This is a genomic window from Pseudomonas congelans (assembly GCF_900103225.1).
Taxonomy (GTDB): Bacteria; Pseudomonadota; Gammaproteobacteria; order Pseudomonadales; family Pseudomonadaceae; genus Aquipseudomonas; species Aquipseudomonas congelans.
On sequence record NZ_FNJH01000009.1, the window covers coordinates 109,354 to 129,068 of the forward strand.

Sequence of the window (19,715 nt, forward strand, 5' to 3'; positions counted from 1 at the left end):
GCATGACCCAGGGCGGGTCATGCCGGATATTAGTATGGGATTGTCACTTACCGATGCAGAAGCTGGAGAAGATTCTGCCAAGCAGGTCGTCGGAACTGAACGCGCCGGTAATCTCGCCAAGCGCTTGCTGGGCCTGACGCAGGTCTTCGGCCAGCAGCTCTCCAGCGCCCGCCAAGGTGAGTTGAGCCCTGCCGTGTTCCAGCGAGTCACTGGCATGGCGCAGCGCCTCAAGATGGCGTCGACGCGCGCTGAAGCTGCTTTCCGAGGTTTGTTCGTAGCCCATACAGGCCTTGAGATGCTCGCGCAGCAGTTCAAGCCCTTCGCCACCAGACCTGGCGCTCAGGCTGATGGTGACGTGACCATCCACGCTGGTTTGCAGATCGACGCGGTCTCCACTCAGATCTGCCTTGTTGCGTATCAGCGTGACTTTCGACGGGTCCGGCCGCTGCTCGAGGAATTCGGGCCACAGTGCAAACGGGTCTGCTGCCTCTGGTGCGGTCGCATCCACCACCAGCAGAATCCGGTCAGCTTCGCCGATGGCCTTGAGCGCGCGCTGCACGCCGATCATTTCCACCTGGTCCTGAGTATCCCGCAGCCCTGCTGTGTCCACGACGTGCAAGGGCATTCCATCTATGTGGATATGTTCACGCAATACATCGCGGGTTGTGCCGGCGATCTCGGTGACAATTGCCGCCTCCCTGCCCGCGAGAGCGTTCAGCAGACTGGATTTGCCCGCATTGGGACGTCCGGCAATCACAACGGTCATGCCGTCGCGTAACAGGGCACCCTGCCCGGCTTCACGCAGTACTGTGGATAACTCGGCACGCACATCATCGAGCATGCTCAGGACATGGCCATCGGCAAGGAAGTCGATTTCCTCTTCGGGAAAGTCGATTGCAGCCTCTACGTAGATGCGCAGGCTGATCAATTTCTCGGTCAGGTTATCCACACGCCGGGAAAACGCGCCCTGCAACGATCGCAGAGCATTGCGCGCTGCCTGTGCAGAACTCGCCTCGATCAGGTCGGCAATGGCTTCAGCCTGGGCGAGATCGAGCTTGTCATTGAGGAACGCACGTTCGCTGAACTCGCCCGGACGAGCCAGTCGGCTGCCCAATTGCAGGCAGCGCTGCAGCAGCATGTCCAGAACGATGGGACCGCCGTGGCCTTGAAGTTCCAGTACGTCCTCGCCGGTGAACGAGTTGGGCCCCGGGAAATACAGCGCGATACCTTCATCGAGTACTTGTCCGGCATCGTCGACAAAAGGTCCGTAATGCGCAAATCGCGGCTTGAGGGTGCGACCGATAATGGCTTCGGCGGCCTTGCTCGCCAGAGGACCTGACACCCGGACGATACCGACACCTCCACGCCCTTGGGCTGTGGCGATGGCGGCAATGGTTTCACGAGGAACGTTCATGCTCCGGCTCCCGGACAAATGACGGATAGCAAAACGCCCCACGAGGGGGCGTCTTGTAGAACTTATTCACAGGTTAGATCAGGCGGCTGCTTTCTTGGTAGCCGCTTCGATCTTGCGAGTGATGTAAGCCTGCTGAGCGATCGACAGGGTGTTGTTCACAACCCAGTACAGAACCAGACCGGCAGGGAACCACAGGAAGAAGAACGTGAAAATGATCGGCATCATTTTCATGACCTTGGCCTGCATCGGGTCCGGCGGGGTCGGGTTCAGACGCTGCTGAATGAACATGGTCGCGCCCATGATGATCGGCAGGATAAAGAACGGATCCTTGATCGACAGGTCTGTTATCCACAGGATCCAAGGTGCCTGACGCATTTCCACGCTTTCCAGGAGTACCCAGTACAGCGAAAGGAAAACCGGCATCTGTACAAGAATCGGCAAGCATCCACCCAGCGGGTTGATCTTCTCTTTCTTGTACAGCTCCATCATTGCCTGGGACATCTTCTGACGATCATCGCCATGCTGCTCTTTCAGCAATGCAAGCTTCGGAGCCACGGCGCGCATGCGTGCCATCGACTTGTAGCTGGCTGCGGAGAGCGGGAAGAACAGGCCTTTGATCAGCATGGTCAGAACAATGATCGACCAGCCCCAGTTGCCGAGGATGGCGTGGATATGTTGCAGCAGCCAGAAGATAGGCTGGGCAATGAACCACAGGAAACCATAATCGACGGTCAGCTCCAGACCTGGGGATAACTCCTTGAGTACCGCCTGGCTTTTCGGACCTGCATACAGGGTAGCGCTGGTTTCACCTTGCGCACCGGGTGCAACCGACAAAGTCGGGCTGGTGAAGCCGATGATGTAGTTGCCCTGGCTGTCTTTGCGGGTCTGAACAGCGTTGGTCGCGTTGTGATCCGGAATCCACGCAGTCACGAAGTAGTGCTGCAACCATGCAACCCAACCGCCCTGCACAGTTTCCTTGACCTGACCCTTGTCGATATCTTTCATCGACACCTTCTTGTACGGCTCGGCCGCAGTCCACAGGGCGGCGCCCAGGTAGGTGGCGGTGCCGGTAGCAGTCGTCGAAGAAGGATCGGAGCTGGCATCGCGCTTCAATTGTGCGAACAGATTACCGGACCAGGGTTGTGCGCTCTGGTTATCCACAACGTAAGTCATGACCAGATCGTACAGACCGCGCTTGAAAGTGAAGCGCTTGATGTAATTGACGCCGTTTTCCGAGAATTTCAGATCCACGACCATCGTGTCCTGGCCGTCAGCCAGTTGATAAGTCTTTTGTGTGGAGGTGTAAACCGGACGACCGGCAGCGCGTGCATCAGGACCATTGGTCCCGGTCAGGCCGCTTTGTGCCAGAAAAGTACGCTCGCCACCGTTGTCGAACAACTGGAACGGAACGTCAGGACGATCCTGACGACGCGGGTACAGAGGCAAACGAAGCTGAACGACGTCGCCACCCACCGGATCGATCGCCAGATCGAGCACATCGGTCTTGACGTGGATAAGGTCTTTGCTGGCTACGGCCGGAGTTTCAAGGGGGGCTGCAGCCGTATTGGCCGTAGCGTTTGCGCTTGGAACATCGGCACTTGCAGAACCATTAGTACCAGCGGCCGTATCCGGAATACCCGGTGCGGTGGTGCTGGCTGCAACATTCTGGGTCGGCATGGCAGCCTGGCCATAGTCTTGGTTCCATTTCAGAACCCCGACGTAGGTCACGATTGCCAGGGCGACGATCAGGATCGTGCGTTTAATATCCATGATTACTCGGCCATCGAAGAAGAACGGGAGGTGGGGACAGCTGGAACCGGGTCATAACCACCGGGATTCCATGGGTGACAGCGACCAAGACGACGAATTGACAGCCAGCCACCGCGCAAAAGGCCATGATTCTCGATGGCTTCATACGCGTAGCAGGAGCAACTGGGGTAGAAACGACAGTGACTGGCCATCAGCGGGCTAATGGCATAGCGATAGAACTGGATCGGAACGAGTGCCAGTTTACGCATCTGGACTGTCTACCCCTGCAGGTTCGGATTTTTCTTCCGGAATGGGTCGGCTACGCGCCAGACGTTTCCAGAGCTTGCCGAAATGCTGAATCAGTTCAGGGTTTTCTACGTCACCCAAACCTTTACGCGCGACGATAACGATATCCCAACCGACCAAACTGTCTTGGTGTTGGCGAAATGATTCGCGCATCAGGCGTTTCAAACGATTGCGCTCGACGGAGAGCTTCACGCTCTTTTTACCTATCACAAGCCCCAGACGGGGATGATCAAGGTCGTTGTTGCGCGCAAGGAGCAGGAGATTTTTCCCCGGAACCTTGCCGGTAGGGGAGTCAAAGACTGCCTTGAAATGCCGGGGAGTAAGCAAACGCTTTTCCCGACTGAAGTCTCGACTCACCTCCTGTGCCGATTTATCAAACTGCCAGACGCTTACGGCCTTTGGCACGACGACGCGAAAGAACTGCGCGGCCGTTTTTGGTGGCCATGCGTGCACGGAAACCGTGGGTGCGGGCGCGCTTGATAGTGCTGGGTTGGAAAGTACGTTTCATGGCGTGTTACCTGGTTCGTCCACTACGGGCCGGAATGGCCCCCGTTTTAAGAGACCGGGGATTCTAGAGAAAGCAGGCCCGCAGGTCAATTTCCAACCAGCTTTTCTTCATAGGCGTCTTTTTATAGCTGAATGCCCTCTTCCTCTCGTTCACCGCTACGCTGACCCGCTCCAGTTATAGAAATAAAAAGAAGAGAGTATTTAAAGCTTCTTTATAAAGCTTATAACTCTTACGTAGCGGATTTCTGTGGATAACATTACACAGCCCTTATTATTCGGTGTGTACAGAGGTAAGAAACATTGTCGAGAAGCAGTGCCCTGCCTGTGCCGGACCCTCGGAAAAGCTGTGCATGGAATGCTGTTTTATCCACAGGCGAGTTATGCACAGAGTTCAAGCCTGACTTATGCAATGGGCTGAAGATGGGTTATCCACAGAGCTTACGTGTCGACCGTTTGTCGTGTGGTTCATGCATAAATCGTTGATTTATAGCTGTCTGTGAGCAACCTACATGTGGATAAGTCGCCTCCGGGTCGTTACAATGTCGGCTGTTTTTGCCTCACCGGCTTTCAACTCAGGGGATATCCGTGTCAGTGGAACTTTGGCAGCAGTGCGTGGAGCTTTTGCGCGATGAGCTGCCTGCCCAGCAATTCAACACTTGGATCCGTCCGCTACAGGTCGAAGCCGAAGGCGACGAGTTGCGTGTTTACGCACCGAATCGTTTTGTTCTCGATTGGGTCAACGAAAAATACCTCGGTCGTTTGCTCGAGCTTCTGGGCGAGCATGGTCAGGGCATGGCCCCTGCTCTTTCCTTATTAATAGGAAGCAAGCGCAGCTCCGCACCTCGTGCCGCTCCGAATGCACCATTGGCTGCTGCAGCCTCCCAGGCGCTGTCTGCCAATTCGGTCAGCAGTGTCTCGGCGCCCGCTCCTGCCACGGCCGCACCAGCCGCTGCCGTAGCGACGCCGGCACCGGTTCAGAATGTTGCAGCTCACGACGAGCCGTCACGTGACAGCTTCGATCCAATGGCGGGTGCCAGTTCGCAACAGGCGCCTGCTCGCGCAGAACAGCGCACCGTGCAGGTAGAAGGCGCGCTCAAGCACACCAGTTACCTGAACCGTACGTTCACTTTCGAGAATTTCGTCGAGGGTAAGTCCAACCAGCTGGCACGCGCTGCGGCCTGGCAGGTTGCCGACAATCCCAAGCATGGCTATAACCCGCTCTTCCTTTATGGCGGTGTCGGTCTTGGTAAAACGCACTTGATGCATGCTGTGGGTAACCACCTGCTGAAGAAGAATCCGAACGCCAAGGTCGTGTACCTGCATTCGGAGCGCTTCGTTGCCGATATGGTCAAGGCCTTGCAGCTCAACGCAATCAACGAGTTCAAGCGCTTTTACCGCTCTGTCGATGCGCTGCTGATCGATGACATCCAGTTTTTTGCTCGTAAGGAACGCTCGCAGGAAGAATTTTTCCACACGTTCAACGCGCTGCTGGAAGGCGGACAGCAGGTCATTCTGACCAGCGATCGCTATCCCAAGGAAATCGAAGGCCTTGAAGAACGACTCAAGTCGCGTTTCGGCTGGGGCCTGACGGTTGCCGTCGAGCCTCCGGAGCTGGAAACCCGCGTGGCGATCCTCATGAAAAAGGCAGATCAGGCCAAGGTCGATTTGCCTCATGACGCAGCGTTCTTTATTGCCCAGCGAATTCGCTCCAACGTTCGTGAGCTCGAAGGCGCGCTTAAGCGCGTCATCGCTCACTCGCACTTCATGGGCCGTGACATCACCATCGAGCTGATTCGCGAGTCGCTGAAGGACTTGCTGGCGTTGCAGGACAAGCTGGTGAGTGTGGATAACATTCAGCGCACTGTCGCCGAGTACTACAAGATCAAGATCTCCGATCTGCTGTCCAAGCGTCGTTCCCGCTCTGTCGCCCGGCCTCGGCAGGTCGCGATGGCGCTCTCCAAGGAACTCACCAACCACAGTCTTCCGGAAATCGGTGACGTGTTTGGTGGTCGTGACCACACGACTGTCTTGCACGCGTGCCGAAAGATCAACGAGCTCAAGGAATCCGATGCGGATATCCGCGAGGACTACAAGAACCTGCTGCGCACTCTGACTACGTGATAACGCCAGTGCAGCTCATCAAGGCAAGGGACTAGACCATGCATTTCACCATTCAACGCGAAGCCCTGTTGAAACCCCTGCAATTGGTCGCCGGCGTCGTCGAACGCCGCCAGACCTTGCCGGTTCTTTCCAATGTGCTCCTGGTCGTCGAAGGTCAGCAACTGTCGCTGACCGGTACGGATCTGGAAGTCGAACTGGTTGGCCGCGTCCAGCTGGAAGAGCCCGCCGAACCTGGAGAAATAACGGTTCCTGCGCGCAAGCTCATGGACATTTGCAAGAGCCTGTCCAACGACGCGCTGATCGACATCAAGCTCGACGAATCGAAACTGATCGTCAAGGCCGGTCGTAGCCGGTTCACCCTGTCTACCCTGCCTGCCAATGACTTCCCGACCGTCGAAGAAGGCCCGGGCTCGCTGACGTTCACTCTGGTGCAGAGCAAACTGCGCCGCTTGATCGAGCGCACCAGCTTTGCGATGGCTCAGCAGGATGTTCGCTACTACCTCAACGGCATGCTGCTGGAAGTCAGTGCCGGTATCTTGCGTGCGGTGGCTACCGACGGTCACCGCCTGGCCATGTGCTCGATGTCCGCCGATATCGAACATGCCGATCGCCATCAGGTGATCGTTCCACGCAAAGGTATTCTCGAAATGGCACGCCTGCTGACCGAACAGGACGGTACTGTCAGCATCGTTCTGGGTCAGCACCACATCCGTGCGACCACTGGTGAGTTCACCTTCACCTCAAAACTGGTCGATGGCAAGTTCCCTGACTACGAGCGCGTGCTGCCTAAAGGTGGTGACAAGCTGGTGCTCGGTGATCGTCAGGCACTGCGTGAGGCGTTCAGCCGTACGGCGATTCTTTCCAACGAGAAGTACCGCGGCATCCGTCTGCAACTGGCCAGCGGTCAATTGAAGATTCAGGCCAACAACCCTGAGCAGGAAGAGGCTGAAGAAGAAATCAGCGTCGAGTACAACGGTGACTCGCTGGAGATCGGTTTCAACGTGAGCTACCTGCTCGACGTGCTTGGCGTCATGACGACTGAGCAGGTTCGCCTGATTCTGTCCGACTCCAACAGCAGCGCCTTGGTGCAAGAGTCCGATAACGACGACTCCGCCTACGTTGTTATGCCGATGCGTCTGTAACTTCATGTCCAGCGCAACCTAGATGTCTCTTAGTCGCGTCTCGGTCACCGGGGTGCGCAATCTGCACCCGGTGACCCTCTCCCCCTCCCCGCGTATCAATATCCTCTACGGCGCAAACGGCAGTGGCAAAACCAGCGTGCTGGAAGCTATCCATCTGCTGGGCATCGCCCGTTCGTTTCGCAGTAGTCGCCTGCTGCCAGTCATTCAGTACGAGCAGCCGTCATGTACTGTCTTTGGTCAGGTCGATCTTGCGCAAGGTGGACACAGCAATCTGGGTGTTTCACGCGACCGCCAAGGTGAGTTCCAGATTCGTATCGATGGGCAGAACGCCAGAAGCGCCGCACAGCTTGCAGAAATTTTGCCTCTGCAGCTTATTAACCCTGATAGCTTCAGATTGCTCGAAGGCGCGCCGAAGATACGCAGGCAATTCCTGGATTGGGGAGTGTTCCACGTGGAACCTCGCTTTATGGCCACGTGGCAGCGCCTGCAGAAGGCCCTCAAGCAGCGAAACTCGTGGCTTCGGCATGGTACACTTGACGCCGCTTCACAGGCGGCATGGGACCGTGAGCTGTGCCTGGCAAGTGACGAGATCGACGAGTTTCGCCGGGCTTATATCAAGGCATTGAAGCCAGTCTTTGAACAGACTTTGAGCGAACTTGTTGAGCTTGAAGGTTTGACCCTGAGCTACTACCGAGGATGGGACAAGGAAAAAGAGCTAAGTACAGTGCTTGCCTCTTCCCTCCACCGCGATCAGCAAATGGGCCACACCCAGGCCGGACCACAACGAGCTGATCTGCGCCTTAGATTAGGCGCGCACAATGCGGCAGATATTCTGTCTCGAGGTCAGCAAAAGCTGGTGGTCTGTGCATTGCGTATTGCTCAGGGGCATCTGGTCAGCCAGGTCCGCCGAGGCCAGTGTATTTACCTGGTAGATGATTTGCCCTCCGAACTGGATGACAACCATCGACGCGCGCTTTGCCGCTTGCTGGAAGAATTACGCTGCCAGGTGTTTATCACCTGTGTAGATCAAGAATTTTTGAGGGAAGGCTGGCAGACGGAAACGCCAGTTGCTTTGTTCCACGTGGAACAAGGCCGTATCACCCAGACCCACGACCATCGGGAGTGATTGCATGAGCGAAAACCAAACGTACGACTCGTCCAGCATTAAGGTGCTGAAAGGACTTGATGCCGTACGCAAGCGTCCCGGAATGTACATCGGTGATACAGACGATGGCAGCGGTCTGCACCACATGGTGTTCGAGGTGGTTGATAACTCGATTGACGAAGCATTGGCAGGCCATTGCGACGACATCAGCATCATCATCCATCCAGACGAATCTATCACCGTGCGCGACAACGGCCGCGGTATTCCGGTAGACGTGCATAAAGAAGAAGGCGTATCGGCAGCCGAGGTCATCATGACTGTGCTGCACGCTGGCGGTAAGTTCGATGACAACTCCTACAAAGTATCCGGCGGTTTGCACGGTGTAGGTGTTTCCGTGGTTAACGCCCTTTCAGAGCTTTTGCTGCTGACGGTTCGTCGTAGCGGCAAGATCTGGGAACAGACCTACGTCCATGGTGTTCCACAGGAACCGATGAAGATCGTCGGTGAAAGTGACAGCACAGGCACTCAGATCCACTTCAAGCCTTCCGCTGAAACGTTCAAGAACATCCACTTCAGTTGGGACATCCTGGCCAAGCGGATTCGTGAACTGTCCTTCCTGAACTCCGGTGTCGGCATTGTCCTCAAGGATGAGCGCAGCGGTAAGGAAGAATTGTTCAAATACGAAGGCGGTCTGCGCGCATTCGTCGAGTACCTGAACACCAATAAAACGCCGGTCAACGAAGTGTTCCACTTCAACATTCAGCGTGATGACGGTATCGGTGTCGAAATTGCTCTGCAGTGGAACGACAGCTTCAACGAGAACCTGCTGTGCTTCACCAACAACATCCCGCAGCGGGATGGCGGTACTCACCTGGTGGGTTTCCGTTCTGCGCTCACGCGTAACCTGAACAACTACATCGAGCAGGAAGGTCTGGCCAAGAAGCACAAGGTCGCGACCACCGGCGATGATGCACGTGAAGGTCTGACTGCGATCATTTCGGTCAAGGTGCCTGATCCGAAGTTCAGCTCGCAGACCAAGGACAAGCTGGTTTCGTCCGAAGTCAAAACGGCTGTCGAACAGGAAATGGGCAAGTACTTCTCCGACTTCCTGTTGGAAAACCCGAACGAAGCCAAAGCGGTTGTCGGCAAGATGATCGACGCTGCCCGTGCTCGTGAAGCTGCGCGCAAGGCGCGTGAGATGACACGTCGCAAAGGCGCGCTGGATATCGCTGGCCTGCCGGGCAAACTGGCGGACTGCCAGGAGAAGGACCCTGCCCTCTCCGAACTGTACCTAGTGGAAGGGGACTCTGCTGGCGGATCAGCCAAGCAGGGGCGTAACCGTAGAACCCAGGCCATCCTGCCGCTCAAGGGCAAGATCCTTAACGTTGAAAAAGCGCGTTTCGACAAGATGATCTCTTCGCAGGAAGTGGGCACCTTGATCACCGCGCTGGGCTGCGGTATTGGCCGTGAAGAGTACAACATCGACAAGTTGCGTTATCACAACATCATCATCATGACCGATGCTGACGTCGACGGCTCACACATCCGTACTCTGCTGCTGACCTTCTTCTTCCGTCAGTTGCCCGAGCTGATCGAGCGTGGCTACATCTACATCGCTCAGCCGCCGCTGTACAAGGTCAAGAAAGGCAAGCAGGAGCAGTACATCAAGGACGACGAGGCCATGGAAGAATACATGACCCAATCGGCTCTTGAGGACGCTAGCCTCCACCTCAGCGAATCGGCACCGGGTATCTCCGGCACCGCGCTGGAGAAGCTGGTCAATGACTTCCGCATGGTCATGAAGACGCTCAAGCGCCTGTCGCGTCTGTACCCACAGGAACTGACCGAGCACTTCGTCTACCTGCCGCCGATTACCCTCGAACAGCTGTCTGATCACGAGGGCATGCAAGCCTGGCTGGCACTGTTCGACGCGCGTCTGCGCACCGGCGAGAAGTCGGGTCTGGTCTACAAGGCCAGTCTGCGTGAAGACCGTGAACGCAACGTCTGGCTGCCAGAGGTCGAACTGATCTCCCACGGCCTGTCGAACTACGTCACCTTCAACCGCGACTTCTTCGGGAGCAACGACTACAAGACCGTTACCGCTCTGGGCGCGCAGATCAGCACGCTTCTGGAAGAAGGTGCCTACGTGCAACGTGGCGAGCGCAAGAAGCCCGTCAACGAGTTCAAGGAAGCCCTCGCCTGGTTGATGGCCGAAAGCACCAAGCGCCACACCATCCAGCGCTACAAAGGTTTGGGTGAAATGAACCCGGACCAGCTGTGGGAAACCACCATGGACCCGAGTGTGCGTCGTATGCTGAAGGTCACCATCGAAGACGCCATCGGCGCTGACCAGATCTTCAACACCCTTATGGGTGATGCGGTCGAGCCACGTCGTGACTTCATCGAGAGCAATGCGCTGGCAGTGTCTAACCTGGACTTCTGATTCATTGTAGGTTCACAGAATAGCTGCACGGTTTCACAAATAGTTGACCGGCCGGGTCCAGTTCTGGTCTCCGCCGATCATCATCAAGCCCGCTTCGCGGGCTTTTTTTGCCTAGGTGTTCCCCTGTCGCAGCGCCCTACTCCGCTCCGACCAAGGCTTGCAATATGGAAGCCGGAGTTTTCGCCAGCGCCTTTGGCGATATCGCATGCGTCAGAGCATGAGCCGGCGAGGAAATTGTTGGGATAATGCGCCGATGGAGCGGGTGTTCAGGAGCCTGAAAACCGAGTGGATACCGACCATGGGCTACACGACGGTCCAACAAGCTCAGCGGGATATCAGCCATTTTTTGATGCACCGGTACAACTGGATTCGACCGCACCAATTTAATGGTGGATTGTGGCCACAGCGATGAAGCCTGTTCTGGCTCTCCAAAGATAAAAGCTTCGTTGAGCTGGATCGTGAGCAGAAAGGTCCTTGCCTCAAGGGCGTTGTTCGGGCGGCTGCTATCGCTCGCCATTTCGGCAAGACGAGAGGACAGTCGGGCTATCCGGGGTTCAAGTCTTACCTCTTCCGGCGTGCGATGACGGTGGATGACCATATTGAACAGGAGTTGCAAGAGGTTGCAGAGCATCTCGAGGTTTATCGCATTCTCATCATCGATGACCCGAGTCTCGAACCCCTCATACCCATCGAGAATCGCCTTGAGGTCATCAAACCACCAGAACGCAGTCCAGAGAGATTCGTAACGTGCGGTGAGCTGCTGTCGGTACGTCCCCCCGTCGTCCGCTAGCCGGACAGCACGAAGAAATCTGCCATCCACATCCGTTCGCGGCAACTCCAGCCCTCGCGCCAGAGTTGCTGCCAAAAGTGCCTCCGACGCGCGCTGCATTTTCATCCCAACAAATGCAGAAGGATCCTCAAGCTCTCGCTCAATATCTGCAAGCTGCTGCCTACGGGAATAGTCTAATGGGTCTAGAGCTAGATCGTCCGTTTCGTCACCGATTTTCAAATAGTTGACCGCGAGGTCCAGGCGGTTTTTATCGATAACCTCATTGATGATCCACGCTCGGTCATGAATGGTTAACCGGACACCGTATAAACGGCTCAGCTCATCTTCTACGCGGGCACGATCTTTCGCACGCGCAGCACTCGATGTCACAAAAAAGATCTTGGTGTATCCACGGTCGGTTGCCACGATACCGTTCACATCGGATCTGACGCATGAATTGGGAGGGTGAGACGACATTATCTTCAACCTTCATCTGCTTCACGTGGGATCCTTTTCGGCGAGGCGTTGGCAGTTGGTGACAATGTATACCGTGAAGCGGCGCCAGATTAAATAGGATCCACAGTCAGTCGCGGCATTCAAGATCCCAGGCGTCTTCGCCCATTAAGAAGCCTGAGACGTATTCCTGCTGTTCTTTGAAGGTAAAGCTGTCGTGACGCTCAGCCGAGATGCGTGTCTAAAAACTCGCCTTGCGTAAAGAAGCGCCTCATTAGAATGTTCGAAACGGCAACTGTGAGGTCATGGTTTCGGTATTGGACCAGGAGCAGGTCATCTGATCGCTGACATTGTCAGTGGTGTCGCCCCTATCGTCGACCCTAAACCTTATCATCCAGACCGTTTCCACGGTTCAGCCTGGGGTAAGGTGGCAGATTTTTGATTGAAACGAGGAGCGATCCACAGTGACTGCCGTGCTTACATCGGCGTGGGCACCGCAATAACTGTGCGCGCATTGGAGCGGAGAAAACTTACGAATGGTGTTCCACGTGGAACACCACAGTTTTGGGACATCAGTGACTCGTTGACACATCAATTGATCCGGCCACCCCTTTCAATAACGGACCAGGCAACCGCTCAGTCTGAGAAGAAATTTAACGTTGTGTCCGGAATCAGGTGTCCACTACCCTATCATCATTACGGTCTACATCCGTGAAAGCAGATCTGCTTTCTTTATCAGAAACTCATCTTCGGTCAGGACGCCTTGGTCCTTTAAGTCTGAGAGTTTTTTCAACATTGCAGGGATGTCCTCTGTAGAAGCCGATGAGGTCTTGGCTGGCTGGTGCGACGCTGCTACTGCCTCCAGAATCATTTTCTTGATCTGCTCAAAATCTGCGTTGCTGCCCTTGCCGAAGAAAACGGAGTTGTCATCGTTTGCAATATTCGTTGAACCGCCGCGAAAAGCCAAATCACCAGCGTGGATTACTTGGAAGAAAGCTTTATTAAGCAGTGAGGCGGGCTCCAGGCGAATAGCTGAAATAGCTGATATTGGAATATCTTTGTTACCTTTGCCCATGCCTGAGAATTGTCGCAGTCCACCCAACAATCCTGTGCGGCGAATTAGAACCTCAGATCCGGTGAATGTAATCTCGCCATTAGACCCTTTGGCTGTAAAAGGTAAATTGCTCATCGCCGTACTCCATTACAAAAATGCAAGATTACCTGAAGGTAGGCGTTATGGCAGCAGTAAGAGTGGTCCAAGCGCGAGGATTTGAGGGAACGTTGCAGCCAGATTGAACGGGACATGTGCCCCTGCTGCCCTTTCAGAAATATTGGAGCGGTAAGTTGGCCTATCTGAAATCGGCTTCGCTTGGGGTGTTAGCCCACCCAATAAAAAACCGACCCTTTGCAGGTCGGTTTTTGATACATCACTAAAACTTATGCACGTTTTTCCGGTTTTTATAGCCTGAAAAAATATGTATATGAATTAACAGGTTAAGCAGTCTTTTTCAGCGATTTCGGAAAAACCGTACACAGGTTATCCACAAAATCACGCCGGGACTTTTTCGGGGGTTGCTGCAGGCTCGACAGGCGAACCCATCGCGCGTTGTGTGTCTTCATTCCAGGTCTGCACACGGTCATTCAACGCAGCAATGGCGCGCGGGCCTGAGCCCTCTGCGTACATCGGCTCGCCGATCACCACTTGAATGGTGCCTGGCTTTTTCGCCCAGCCGTCTCGAGGCCAGTATTTGCCTGCGTTGTGCGCGACAGGCAGCACGGGCAGGTCAGCATTCACTGCCAGTGCAGTACCGCCGCGAGAGAATTTACCGACCTGGCCGTACGGCACGCGTGTGCCCTCCGGGAAGATCAGTACCCAGACGCCATCCTTGAGCAGCTCGTCGCCCTTCTTGGCGATCTCCCTGAGTGCGGCCTTGGGGTTTTCGCGGTCGATAGCGATCGGGCGCAGCATCGCCATGGCCCAGCCAAAGAACGGCACATAAAGCAGCTCGCGCTTGAGGACCTGACTCATGGGCTCGAAATACGCCGATAGAAAGAAGGTCTCCCAGGTGCTCTGATGGTTGGAGATGATCACGCAGGGGGTTTTCGGTACGTTCTCGGCGCCAGTCACTTCAACCTTGATGTTCAGAAACACCTTGGTCAGCCAGATGGCGCAGCGGCACCAGTAGACGTTGATGAAGCGATAGCGGGCTTTGAACGGCAGGAAAGGCGCGATGAAAAAACTTAACGTGCACCACAACAGCGAGCTGGTGCCCAGCAACAGGTAAAAGAAGAAGGTCCTGATTGCCTGCATGATCGACATAGTTACGTTTACCGTACGGGCAGGTGCCCGCTCCTGGAGCGTCCTGAACCTGAAGAGCCGACTGTTCAGTGAGCGCTGTTGTGGATAAGTTCTGCGGCAACTGCCGCCAGATCGTCAAAAATCAATGTGCCTGCCGGTACTCCGCCTTCCATCGTCTTGCGTCCTTTGCCGGTCATCACCAGCACCGGCTGAGAATCGACGGCCAATGCGGCCTGCAGGTCACCCTTGCTGTCGCCCACGAACCAGAGACCTTTGAGGTCCGCTGCGTAATGACGGGCGATGGCCTGCAGCATGCCGGGTCTGGGCTTGCGGCAGTTACAGCCATCGTCTGGCCCATGCGGGCAATAGACGATCAAACCGACCTCGCCGCCCTGCTCCGCCACCAGCTTGCGCAAGCGCACGTGCATGGCGTCCAGAGTGGCCAGATCATAATAACCTCGGGCAATGCCCGACTGGTTGGTGGCGACGGCCACTGTCCAGCCGGCCTTGCTCAGCGCTGCGATAGCTTCGATCGAGCCAGGAATGGGCAGCCACTCCGCCACCGACTTTATGTAAGCGTCGGAGTCATGATTGATCACGCCATCCCTATCGAGTATCAGCAGTTTCACAGCGATTCCTTGTCAGCCCAGCAGCGAGATATCGGCGACGCCGAGGAACAGACCGCGCAAACGCGACAACAGGGCATAACGGTTGGCACGCACATTGGCGTCTTCCGCGTTGACCATCACTGCCTCGAAGAACGCATCGACCGGCTCACGCAACATTGCCAGACGCGCCAGCGATTCGCTGTACTGACGCTCGGCAGCCATCGGCTGGATCGCGTGATCGGCCTGCTGGATGGCCGAGTACAGCGAGAACTCATTGGCGTTGTCGAAATACTTGGGCTCGACGGTCTGGGCAATGCTGCCCTCGGCCTTGCTCAGCAGGTTCGAGACACGCTTGTTCACTGCGGCCAATGCAGCGGCCTGTGGCAGTTTGCGGAAGGCCTGGACCGCCTGGACGCGCTGATCGAAGTCCAGCGCCGAAGCAGGTTGCAGGGCACGCACCGAGAGGTACACCGCCACGTCGACGCCTTCGTCTTCATAACGCGCGCGCAGACGATCGAAGATGAAGTCGAGGACCTGCTCTGCAAGACCGGCTGGCTTGATCTTCGCGCCGAACTGCGTGACAGCGAATTTCACCGTTTCGATCAGGTTCAGGTCGAGCTTTTTCTCGATCAGGATGCGCAGGATGCCCAGTGCTGCACGACGCAGTGCATAGGGATCCTTGCTGCCGGTGGGCAGCATGCCGATGCCGAAGATCCCGACCAGCGTGTCGAGCTTGTCAGCGATGGCCACCGCAGCACCGGTCAGCGTGGTCGGCAGTTCGGCACCCGCGCCACGTGGCATGTACTGCTCGTTGAGCGCCAGTGCGACATCTTCAGGCTCGCCGTCGGCCTTGGCATAGTAATAACCGGCAATGCCCTGCATTTCCGGAAACTCGCCGACCATCTCGCTCGACAGGTCGCACTTGGACAGCAGGCCGGCACGTGCAGAACGCTTGGCGTCGCCACCGATGCGAGGTGCGATGTAAGCGGCCAGTTTCGACACGCGCTCGGCCTTGTCGAACACGCTGCCCAACTGAGCCTGGAACACGACGTTCTTCAGGCGATCGTTGAAAGTTTCCAGCTTCTGTTTCTTGTCCTGCTTGAAGAAGAACTCGGCGTCGGTCAGGCGTGGACGAACCACCTTCTCGTTACCGGCGATGATCTGTGCCGGGTCCTTGCTCTCGATGTTGGCCACGGTGATGAAGCGCGGCAGCAGCTTGCCGTCTACATCCAGCAGGCAGAAGTATTTCTGGTTGTCCTGCATGGTGGTAATCAAGGCTTCCTGAGGGACTTCCAGGAAGCGCTCTTCGAACGAGCACACCAGCGGAACCGGCCACTCGACCAGACCGGCCACTTCGTCCAGCAGGCTTGGCGGCACGATGGCGGTGCCTTCCTGTTGGGTGGCCAGCTCGTCGACGCGCTTGCTGATGATCTGACGACGTTCGTTGAAGTCGGCCAGTACATGAGCGGCGCGCAGGTCGCTGAGGTAAGCGGCAGGCGAAGAAATGCGTACGTCTTGAGGATGATGGAAGCGATGACCGCGCGAATGGCGACCCGCGCTCTGGGCGAGGATCGTGCAGTCCACCACCTGATCACCGAACAGCATCACCAGCCACTGGGTCGGCCGCACGAACTCTTCCTTGCGAGCGCCCCAGCGCATGCGCTTGGCAATCGGCAGGTCGTTCAGCGAGTCTTCGACGATGGTCGGCAACAGGGACGTCGTCGGCTTGCCGAGGATGGTCTGGCTGTAACGCAGTTTCGGGCCGCTCTGATCGATTTCGCTCAGGTCGACGCCGCACTTCTTGGCGAAGCCGAGGGCGGCCTGAGTCGGGTTACCGTCGGCATCGAACGCTGCCTGGCGCGGTGGGCCGTCGAGGTTGACGCTGCGATCCGGTTGCTGCGTGGCCAGTGCGGTAATCAGCACTGCCAGACGACGCGGTGCGGCGTATACCTGTTTGGCGCTGTAGGTCAGACCTGCGCCTGCGAGGCCTTTTTCAATACCGGCGAGAAATGCATCGGCCAGCGAGACGAGGGTCTTGGGTGGCAGTTCTTCGGTGCCCAGTTCGACCAGAAAATCTTGAGCACTCATTGCGCTGCCTCCAGCTTGGCCAACACTTCATCGCGTAGATCGGGCGGCGCCATCGGGAAGCCGAGACGGGCCCGGGCCTGCAGGTAGGCCTGAGCCACCGAACGGGCCAGCGTGCGTACGCGCAGGATGTATTGCTGACGCGCCGTCACGGAAATCGCGCGACGGGCATCCAGCAGGTTGAAGGTGTGCGAGGCCTTGAGGACCATTTCGTAGCCGGGCAATGGCAGCTCCAGCTCGATCAGGCGTGCGGCTTCGCTTTCGTAGAAGTCGAACAGCTCGAACAGTTTGTCGACGTTGGCGTGTTCGAAGTTGTAGGTCGACTGCTCCACCTCGTTCTGGTGGAACACGTCGCCGTAGGTCACTTTGCCGAACGGACCGTCAGCCCAGACCAGATCGTAGACCGAGTCCACGCCCTGCTGGTACATCGCCAGACGCTCAAGGCCATAAGTGATTTCGCCGGTGACCGGGTAGCACTCCAGGCCGCCGACCTGCTGGAAGTAGGTGAACTGCGAGACTTCCATGCCGTTGAGCCAGATCTCCCAGCCCAGACCCCAGGCGCCCAGCGTCGGCGATTCCCAGTTGTCTTCGACGAAACGCACGTCGTGCACCAGCGGATCGAGACCGATGTGCTTGAGCGAGCCCAGGTACAGTTCCTGGAAGTTGTCCGGGTTCGGCTTGAGAATCACCTGAAACTGGTAATAGTGCTGCAGGCGGTTCGGGTTTTCGCCGTAGCGGCCGTCAGTCGGGCGACGGCTTGGCTGTACGTAAGCGGCGTTCCAGGTTTCCGGGCCTACGGCGCGCAGAAACGTGGCAGTGTGGAACGTGCCGGCGCCTACTTCCATATCGTAGGGCTGAAGTACCACGCAACCTTGTTCTGCCCAGTATTGCTGGAGGGCGAGGATCAAGTCTTGGAAGGTACGCACGGCTGGCGTAGGCTGGCTCACAAATTTCACCTGTGCTGGGCTGCGATTCAAAGAGCGGGAGTATACCCGATTCGGCCGCACGTCCACTCGTTGGGAGCCCTATGACACGCTGCTTTTGGTGCAACGAAGACCCCCTGTACATCGCTTATCACGATCAGGAGTGGGGAGTGCCGCTGCGCGATGCGCAGAAGCTCTTCGAGTTGCTTTTGCTCGAAGGGTTCCAGGCCGGGCTGTCGTGGATCACGATTCTCAAGCGTCGGGCGCGTTATCGCGAAGTGCTGCACGGCTTTGACGTCGAGCGGCTGGCGCAACTGAGCGATGCTGAAATAGAGGCGCTGATGCTTGATCCGAGCATCATCCGCAACCGCCTCAAGCTCAAGGCCGTGCGCACCAACGCGCGGGCCTGGCTGGCGCTGGAAGACCCGGTCGCTCTGCTCTGGTCGTTTGTCGGCGGTACACCGAAGATCAATCACTTCAAGGATCGCAGCGAAGTCCCGGCGATTACCGCCGAGGCCGAAGCGATGAGCAAAGCACTGAAAAAGGCCGGTTTCACCTTTGTCGGCCCGACCATCTGTTACGCCTACATGCAGGCCAGCGGCATGGTCATGGACCACACTGTCGATTGCGATCGGTATGCGATCCTGAGCCGCTGACGGTTACACTACCCGCCTCGAGAATCTGGGAGTCATCTGTGGATAAGTTCAAAGGCGCCGTAATGGTCGGGGCGTTGCGATTGTTTGCGCTGTTGCCGTGGCGCGCGGTGCAGTGGACAGGCACCGCCATTGGCTGGCTGATGTGGAAGCTGCCCAACCGTTCGCGGGAAGTGGCGCGGATCAATCTGTCCAAGTGCTTCCCCGAGCTGAGCGAGCCGGAACTGGAAAAGCTCGTCGGCCGCAGCCTGATGGACATCGGCAAGACCTTGACCGAAAGCGCCTGTGCGTGGATCTGGCCGGCACAGAAATCGATCGACCTGGTGCGTGAAGTCGAAGGGCTCGATGTGCTCAAGGACGCGCTGGCGTCCGGCAAGGGCGTGGTCGGCATCACCAGTCACCTGGGCAACTGGGAAGTGCTCAATCACTTCTACTGCAGCCAGTGCAAACCGATCATTTTCTATCGTCCACCCAAGCTGAAAGCCGTGGACGACCTGCTGCGCAAGCAGCGTGTGCAGTTGGGCAACCGCGTTGCGGCGTCGACCAAGGAAGGCATTCTCAGTGTCATCAAGGAAGTGCGCAAAGGCGGCTCGGTGGGCATTCCGGCCGATCCGGAGCCGGCTGAATCAGCGGGTATCTTCGTGCCCTTCTGCGGCACCCAGGCGCTGACCAGCAAGTTCGTGCCGAACATGCTGGCAGGCGGCAAGGCAGTCGGCGTATTCCTGCACGCCATGCGCCTGCCGGATGGCTCAGGTTACAAAGTGGTACTCGAAGCGGCTCCCGAAGCGATGTACAGCACCGACACCGAAACCTCGGCAGCGGCGATGAGCAAAGTGGTCGAGAAATACGTGCGGGCCTACCCGAGCCAGTACATGTGGACCATGAAACGCTTCAAGAAACGTCCGCCAGGCGAAGCGCGCTGGTATTAGGTAAGACCGTACGCGGCCCAGACACCTATCGTTCCTCACGCTCCGCGTGGGAATGCCATTTGACGCTCTGCGTCACAAATCTGCGCCGCGCCACCGTTCTCAGGATAGGACGCGGAGCGTCCGGAACGGCATGCCCACGCGGAGCATGGGCACGATAGTGTGCCTGCAGTCACTTCTCGTTCCTTGCGCTCCAGTCCAGAACCTCTCGT

General features: G+C 57.0%; 16 protein-coding genes and 2 pseudogenes. 8 read left to right on the forward strand and 10 right to left on the reverse strand.

Annotated elements, in window-relative coordinates:
• Window positions 1-43 precede the first annotated feature (43 nt).
• From mnmE to rpmH, 5 genes are all read right to left on the reverse strand, one after another.
• Window positions 44-1,414: a tRNA uridine-5-carboxymethylaminomethyl(34) synthesis GTPase MnmE gene (gene mnmE, locus BLR20_RS23090; protein WP_032611250.1), complete on the reverse strand. Its 1,371-nt coding sequence runs from the start codon at window positions 1,412-1,414 to the stop codon at window positions 44-46.
• A 78-nt stretch (window positions 1,415-1,492) separates the two neighbouring features.
• Complete coding sequence (gene yidC, locus BLR20_RS23095) at window positions 1,493-3,184, reverse strand: membrane protein insertase YidC (protein WP_003315945.1); 1,692 nt, start codon at window positions 3,182-3,184, stop codon at window positions 1,493-1,495.
• A 2-nt stretch (window positions 3,185-3,186) separates the two neighbouring features.
• Window positions 3,187-3,432, reverse strand: a complete 246-nt coding sequence (yidD, locus tag BLR20_RS23100) for a membrane protein insertion efficiency factor YidD (RefSeq protein WP_002551313.1) — start codon at window positions 3,430-3,432, stop codon at window positions 3,187-3,189.
• A complete protein-coding gene (gene rnpA / locus BLR20_RS23105; RefSeq protein WP_002551314.1) occupies window positions 3,425-3,826 on the reverse strand; it encodes a ribonuclease P protein component in 402 nt (133 codons plus the stop codon). Before rnpA ends, yidD begins: the two co-directional genes overlap by 8 nt.
• 16 nt (window positions 3,827-3,842) lie before the next feature.
• Complete coding sequence (gene rpmH, locus BLR20_RS23110) at window positions 3,843-3,977, reverse strand: 50S ribosomal protein L34 (protein ID WP_002551315.1); 135 nt, start codon at window positions 3,975-3,977, stop codon at window positions 3,843-3,845.
• Window positions 3,978-4,561: 584 nt separating this feature from the next.
• On the opposite strand from rpmH, the gene dnaA reads away from it, so the two are divergent.
• From dnaA to BLR20_RS27500, 6 genes and pseudogenes are all read left to right on the forward strand, one after another.
• A complete protein-coding gene (gene dnaA / locus BLR20_RS23115; protein WP_010428490.1) occupies window positions 4,562-6,097 on the forward strand; it encodes a chromosomal replication initiator protein DnaA in 1,536 nt (511 codons plus the stop codon).
• Window positions 6,098-6,135: 38 nt separating this feature from the next.
• On the forward strand, window positions 6,136-7,239 hold the full coding sequence (gene dnaN / locus BLR20_RS23120; RefSeq protein WP_032659497.1) for a DNA polymerase III subunit beta: 1,104 nt from the start codon (window positions 6,136-6,138) through the stop codon (window positions 7,237-7,239).
• Between the two features lie 22 nt (window positions 7,240-7,261).
• Entirely contained in the window at window positions 7,262-8,365 is a 1,104-nt protein-coding gene (gene recF / locus BLR20_RS23125) for a DNA replication/repair protein RecF (protein WP_010428493.1), read from the forward strand.
• Window positions 8,366-8,369: 4 nt separating this feature from the next.
• Window positions 8,370-10,787 (forward strand): DNA topoisomerase (ATP-hydrolyzing) subunit B, encoded by a 2,418-nt coding sequence (gyrB, locus tag BLR20_RS23130; protein WP_003340175.1) that lies wholly within the window; start codon window positions 8,370-8,372, stop codon window positions 10,785-10,787.
• A 136-nt stretch (window positions 10,788-10,923) separates the two neighbouring features.
• A pseudogene (locus tag BLR20_RS23135) lies at window positions 10,924-11,199 on the forward strand (integrase core domain-containing protein); the annotation flags it as partial.
• Between the two features lie 1,111 nt (window positions 11,200-12,310).
• A pseudogene (locus tag BLR20_RS27500) lies at window positions 12,311-12,451 on the forward strand (D-amino-acid oxidase); the annotation flags it as partial.
• Between the two features lie 261 nt (window positions 12,452-12,712).
• On the opposite strand, the gene BLR20_RS23145 reads toward BLR20_RS27500, so the two are convergent.
• The 5 genes from BLR20_RS23145 to glyQ all read right to left on the reverse strand — a co-directional run bounded on the left by BLR20_RS23145 (window position 12,713) and on the right by glyQ (window position 17,948).
• Entirely contained in the window at window positions 12,713-13,198 is a 486-nt protein-coding gene (locus BLR20_RS23145; protein ID WP_010428505.1) for an SHOCT domain-containing protein, read from the reverse strand.
• 360 nt (window positions 13,199-13,558) lie between these two features.
• Window positions 13,559-14,329: a lysophospholipid acyltransferase family protein gene (locus tag BLR20_RS23150; RefSeq protein WP_054993387.1), complete on the reverse strand. Its 771-nt coding sequence runs from the start codon at window positions 14,327-14,329 to the stop codon at window positions 13,559-13,561.
• 65 nt (window positions 14,330-14,394) lie between these two features.
• Window positions 14,395-14,943, reverse strand: coding sequence for a D-glycero-beta-D-manno-heptose 1,7-bisphosphate 7-phosphatase (gmhB, locus tag BLR20_RS23155; protein WP_162091522.1), 549 nt, complete (start codon window positions 14,941-14,943; stop codon window positions 14,395-14,397).
• Between the two features lie 6 nt (window positions 14,944-14,949).
• Window positions 14,950-17,004 (reverse strand): glycine--tRNA ligase subunit beta, encoded by a 2,055-nt coding sequence (gene glyS / locus BLR20_RS23160; protein ID WP_032611258.1) that lies wholly within the window; start codon window positions 17,002-17,004, stop codon window positions 14,950-14,952.
• Window positions 17,001-17,948, reverse strand: a complete 948-nt coding sequence (gene glyQ / locus BLR20_RS23165; RefSeq protein WP_002551326.1) for a glycine--tRNA ligase subunit alpha — start codon at window positions 17,946-17,948, stop codon at window positions 17,001-17,003. The genes glyS and glyQ overlap by 4 nt, the downstream gene beginning before the upstream one ends.
• Window positions 17,949-18,028: 80 nt before the next feature.
• Here glyQ and BLR20_RS23170 point away from each other — a divergent pair, with 80 nt between their 5' ends.
• Entirely contained in the window at window positions 18,029-18,580 is a 552-nt protein-coding gene (locus tag BLR20_RS23170; RefSeq protein ID WP_003401445.1) for a DNA-3-methyladenine glycosylase I, read from the forward strand.
• Between the two features lie 38 nt (window positions 18,581-18,618).
• Entirely contained in the window at window positions 18,619-19,506 is an 888-nt protein-coding gene (locus BLR20_RS23175) for a lysophospholipid acyltransferase (RefSeq protein WP_003304634.1), read from the forward strand.
• Window positions 19,507-19,715 lie beyond the last annotated feature (209 nt).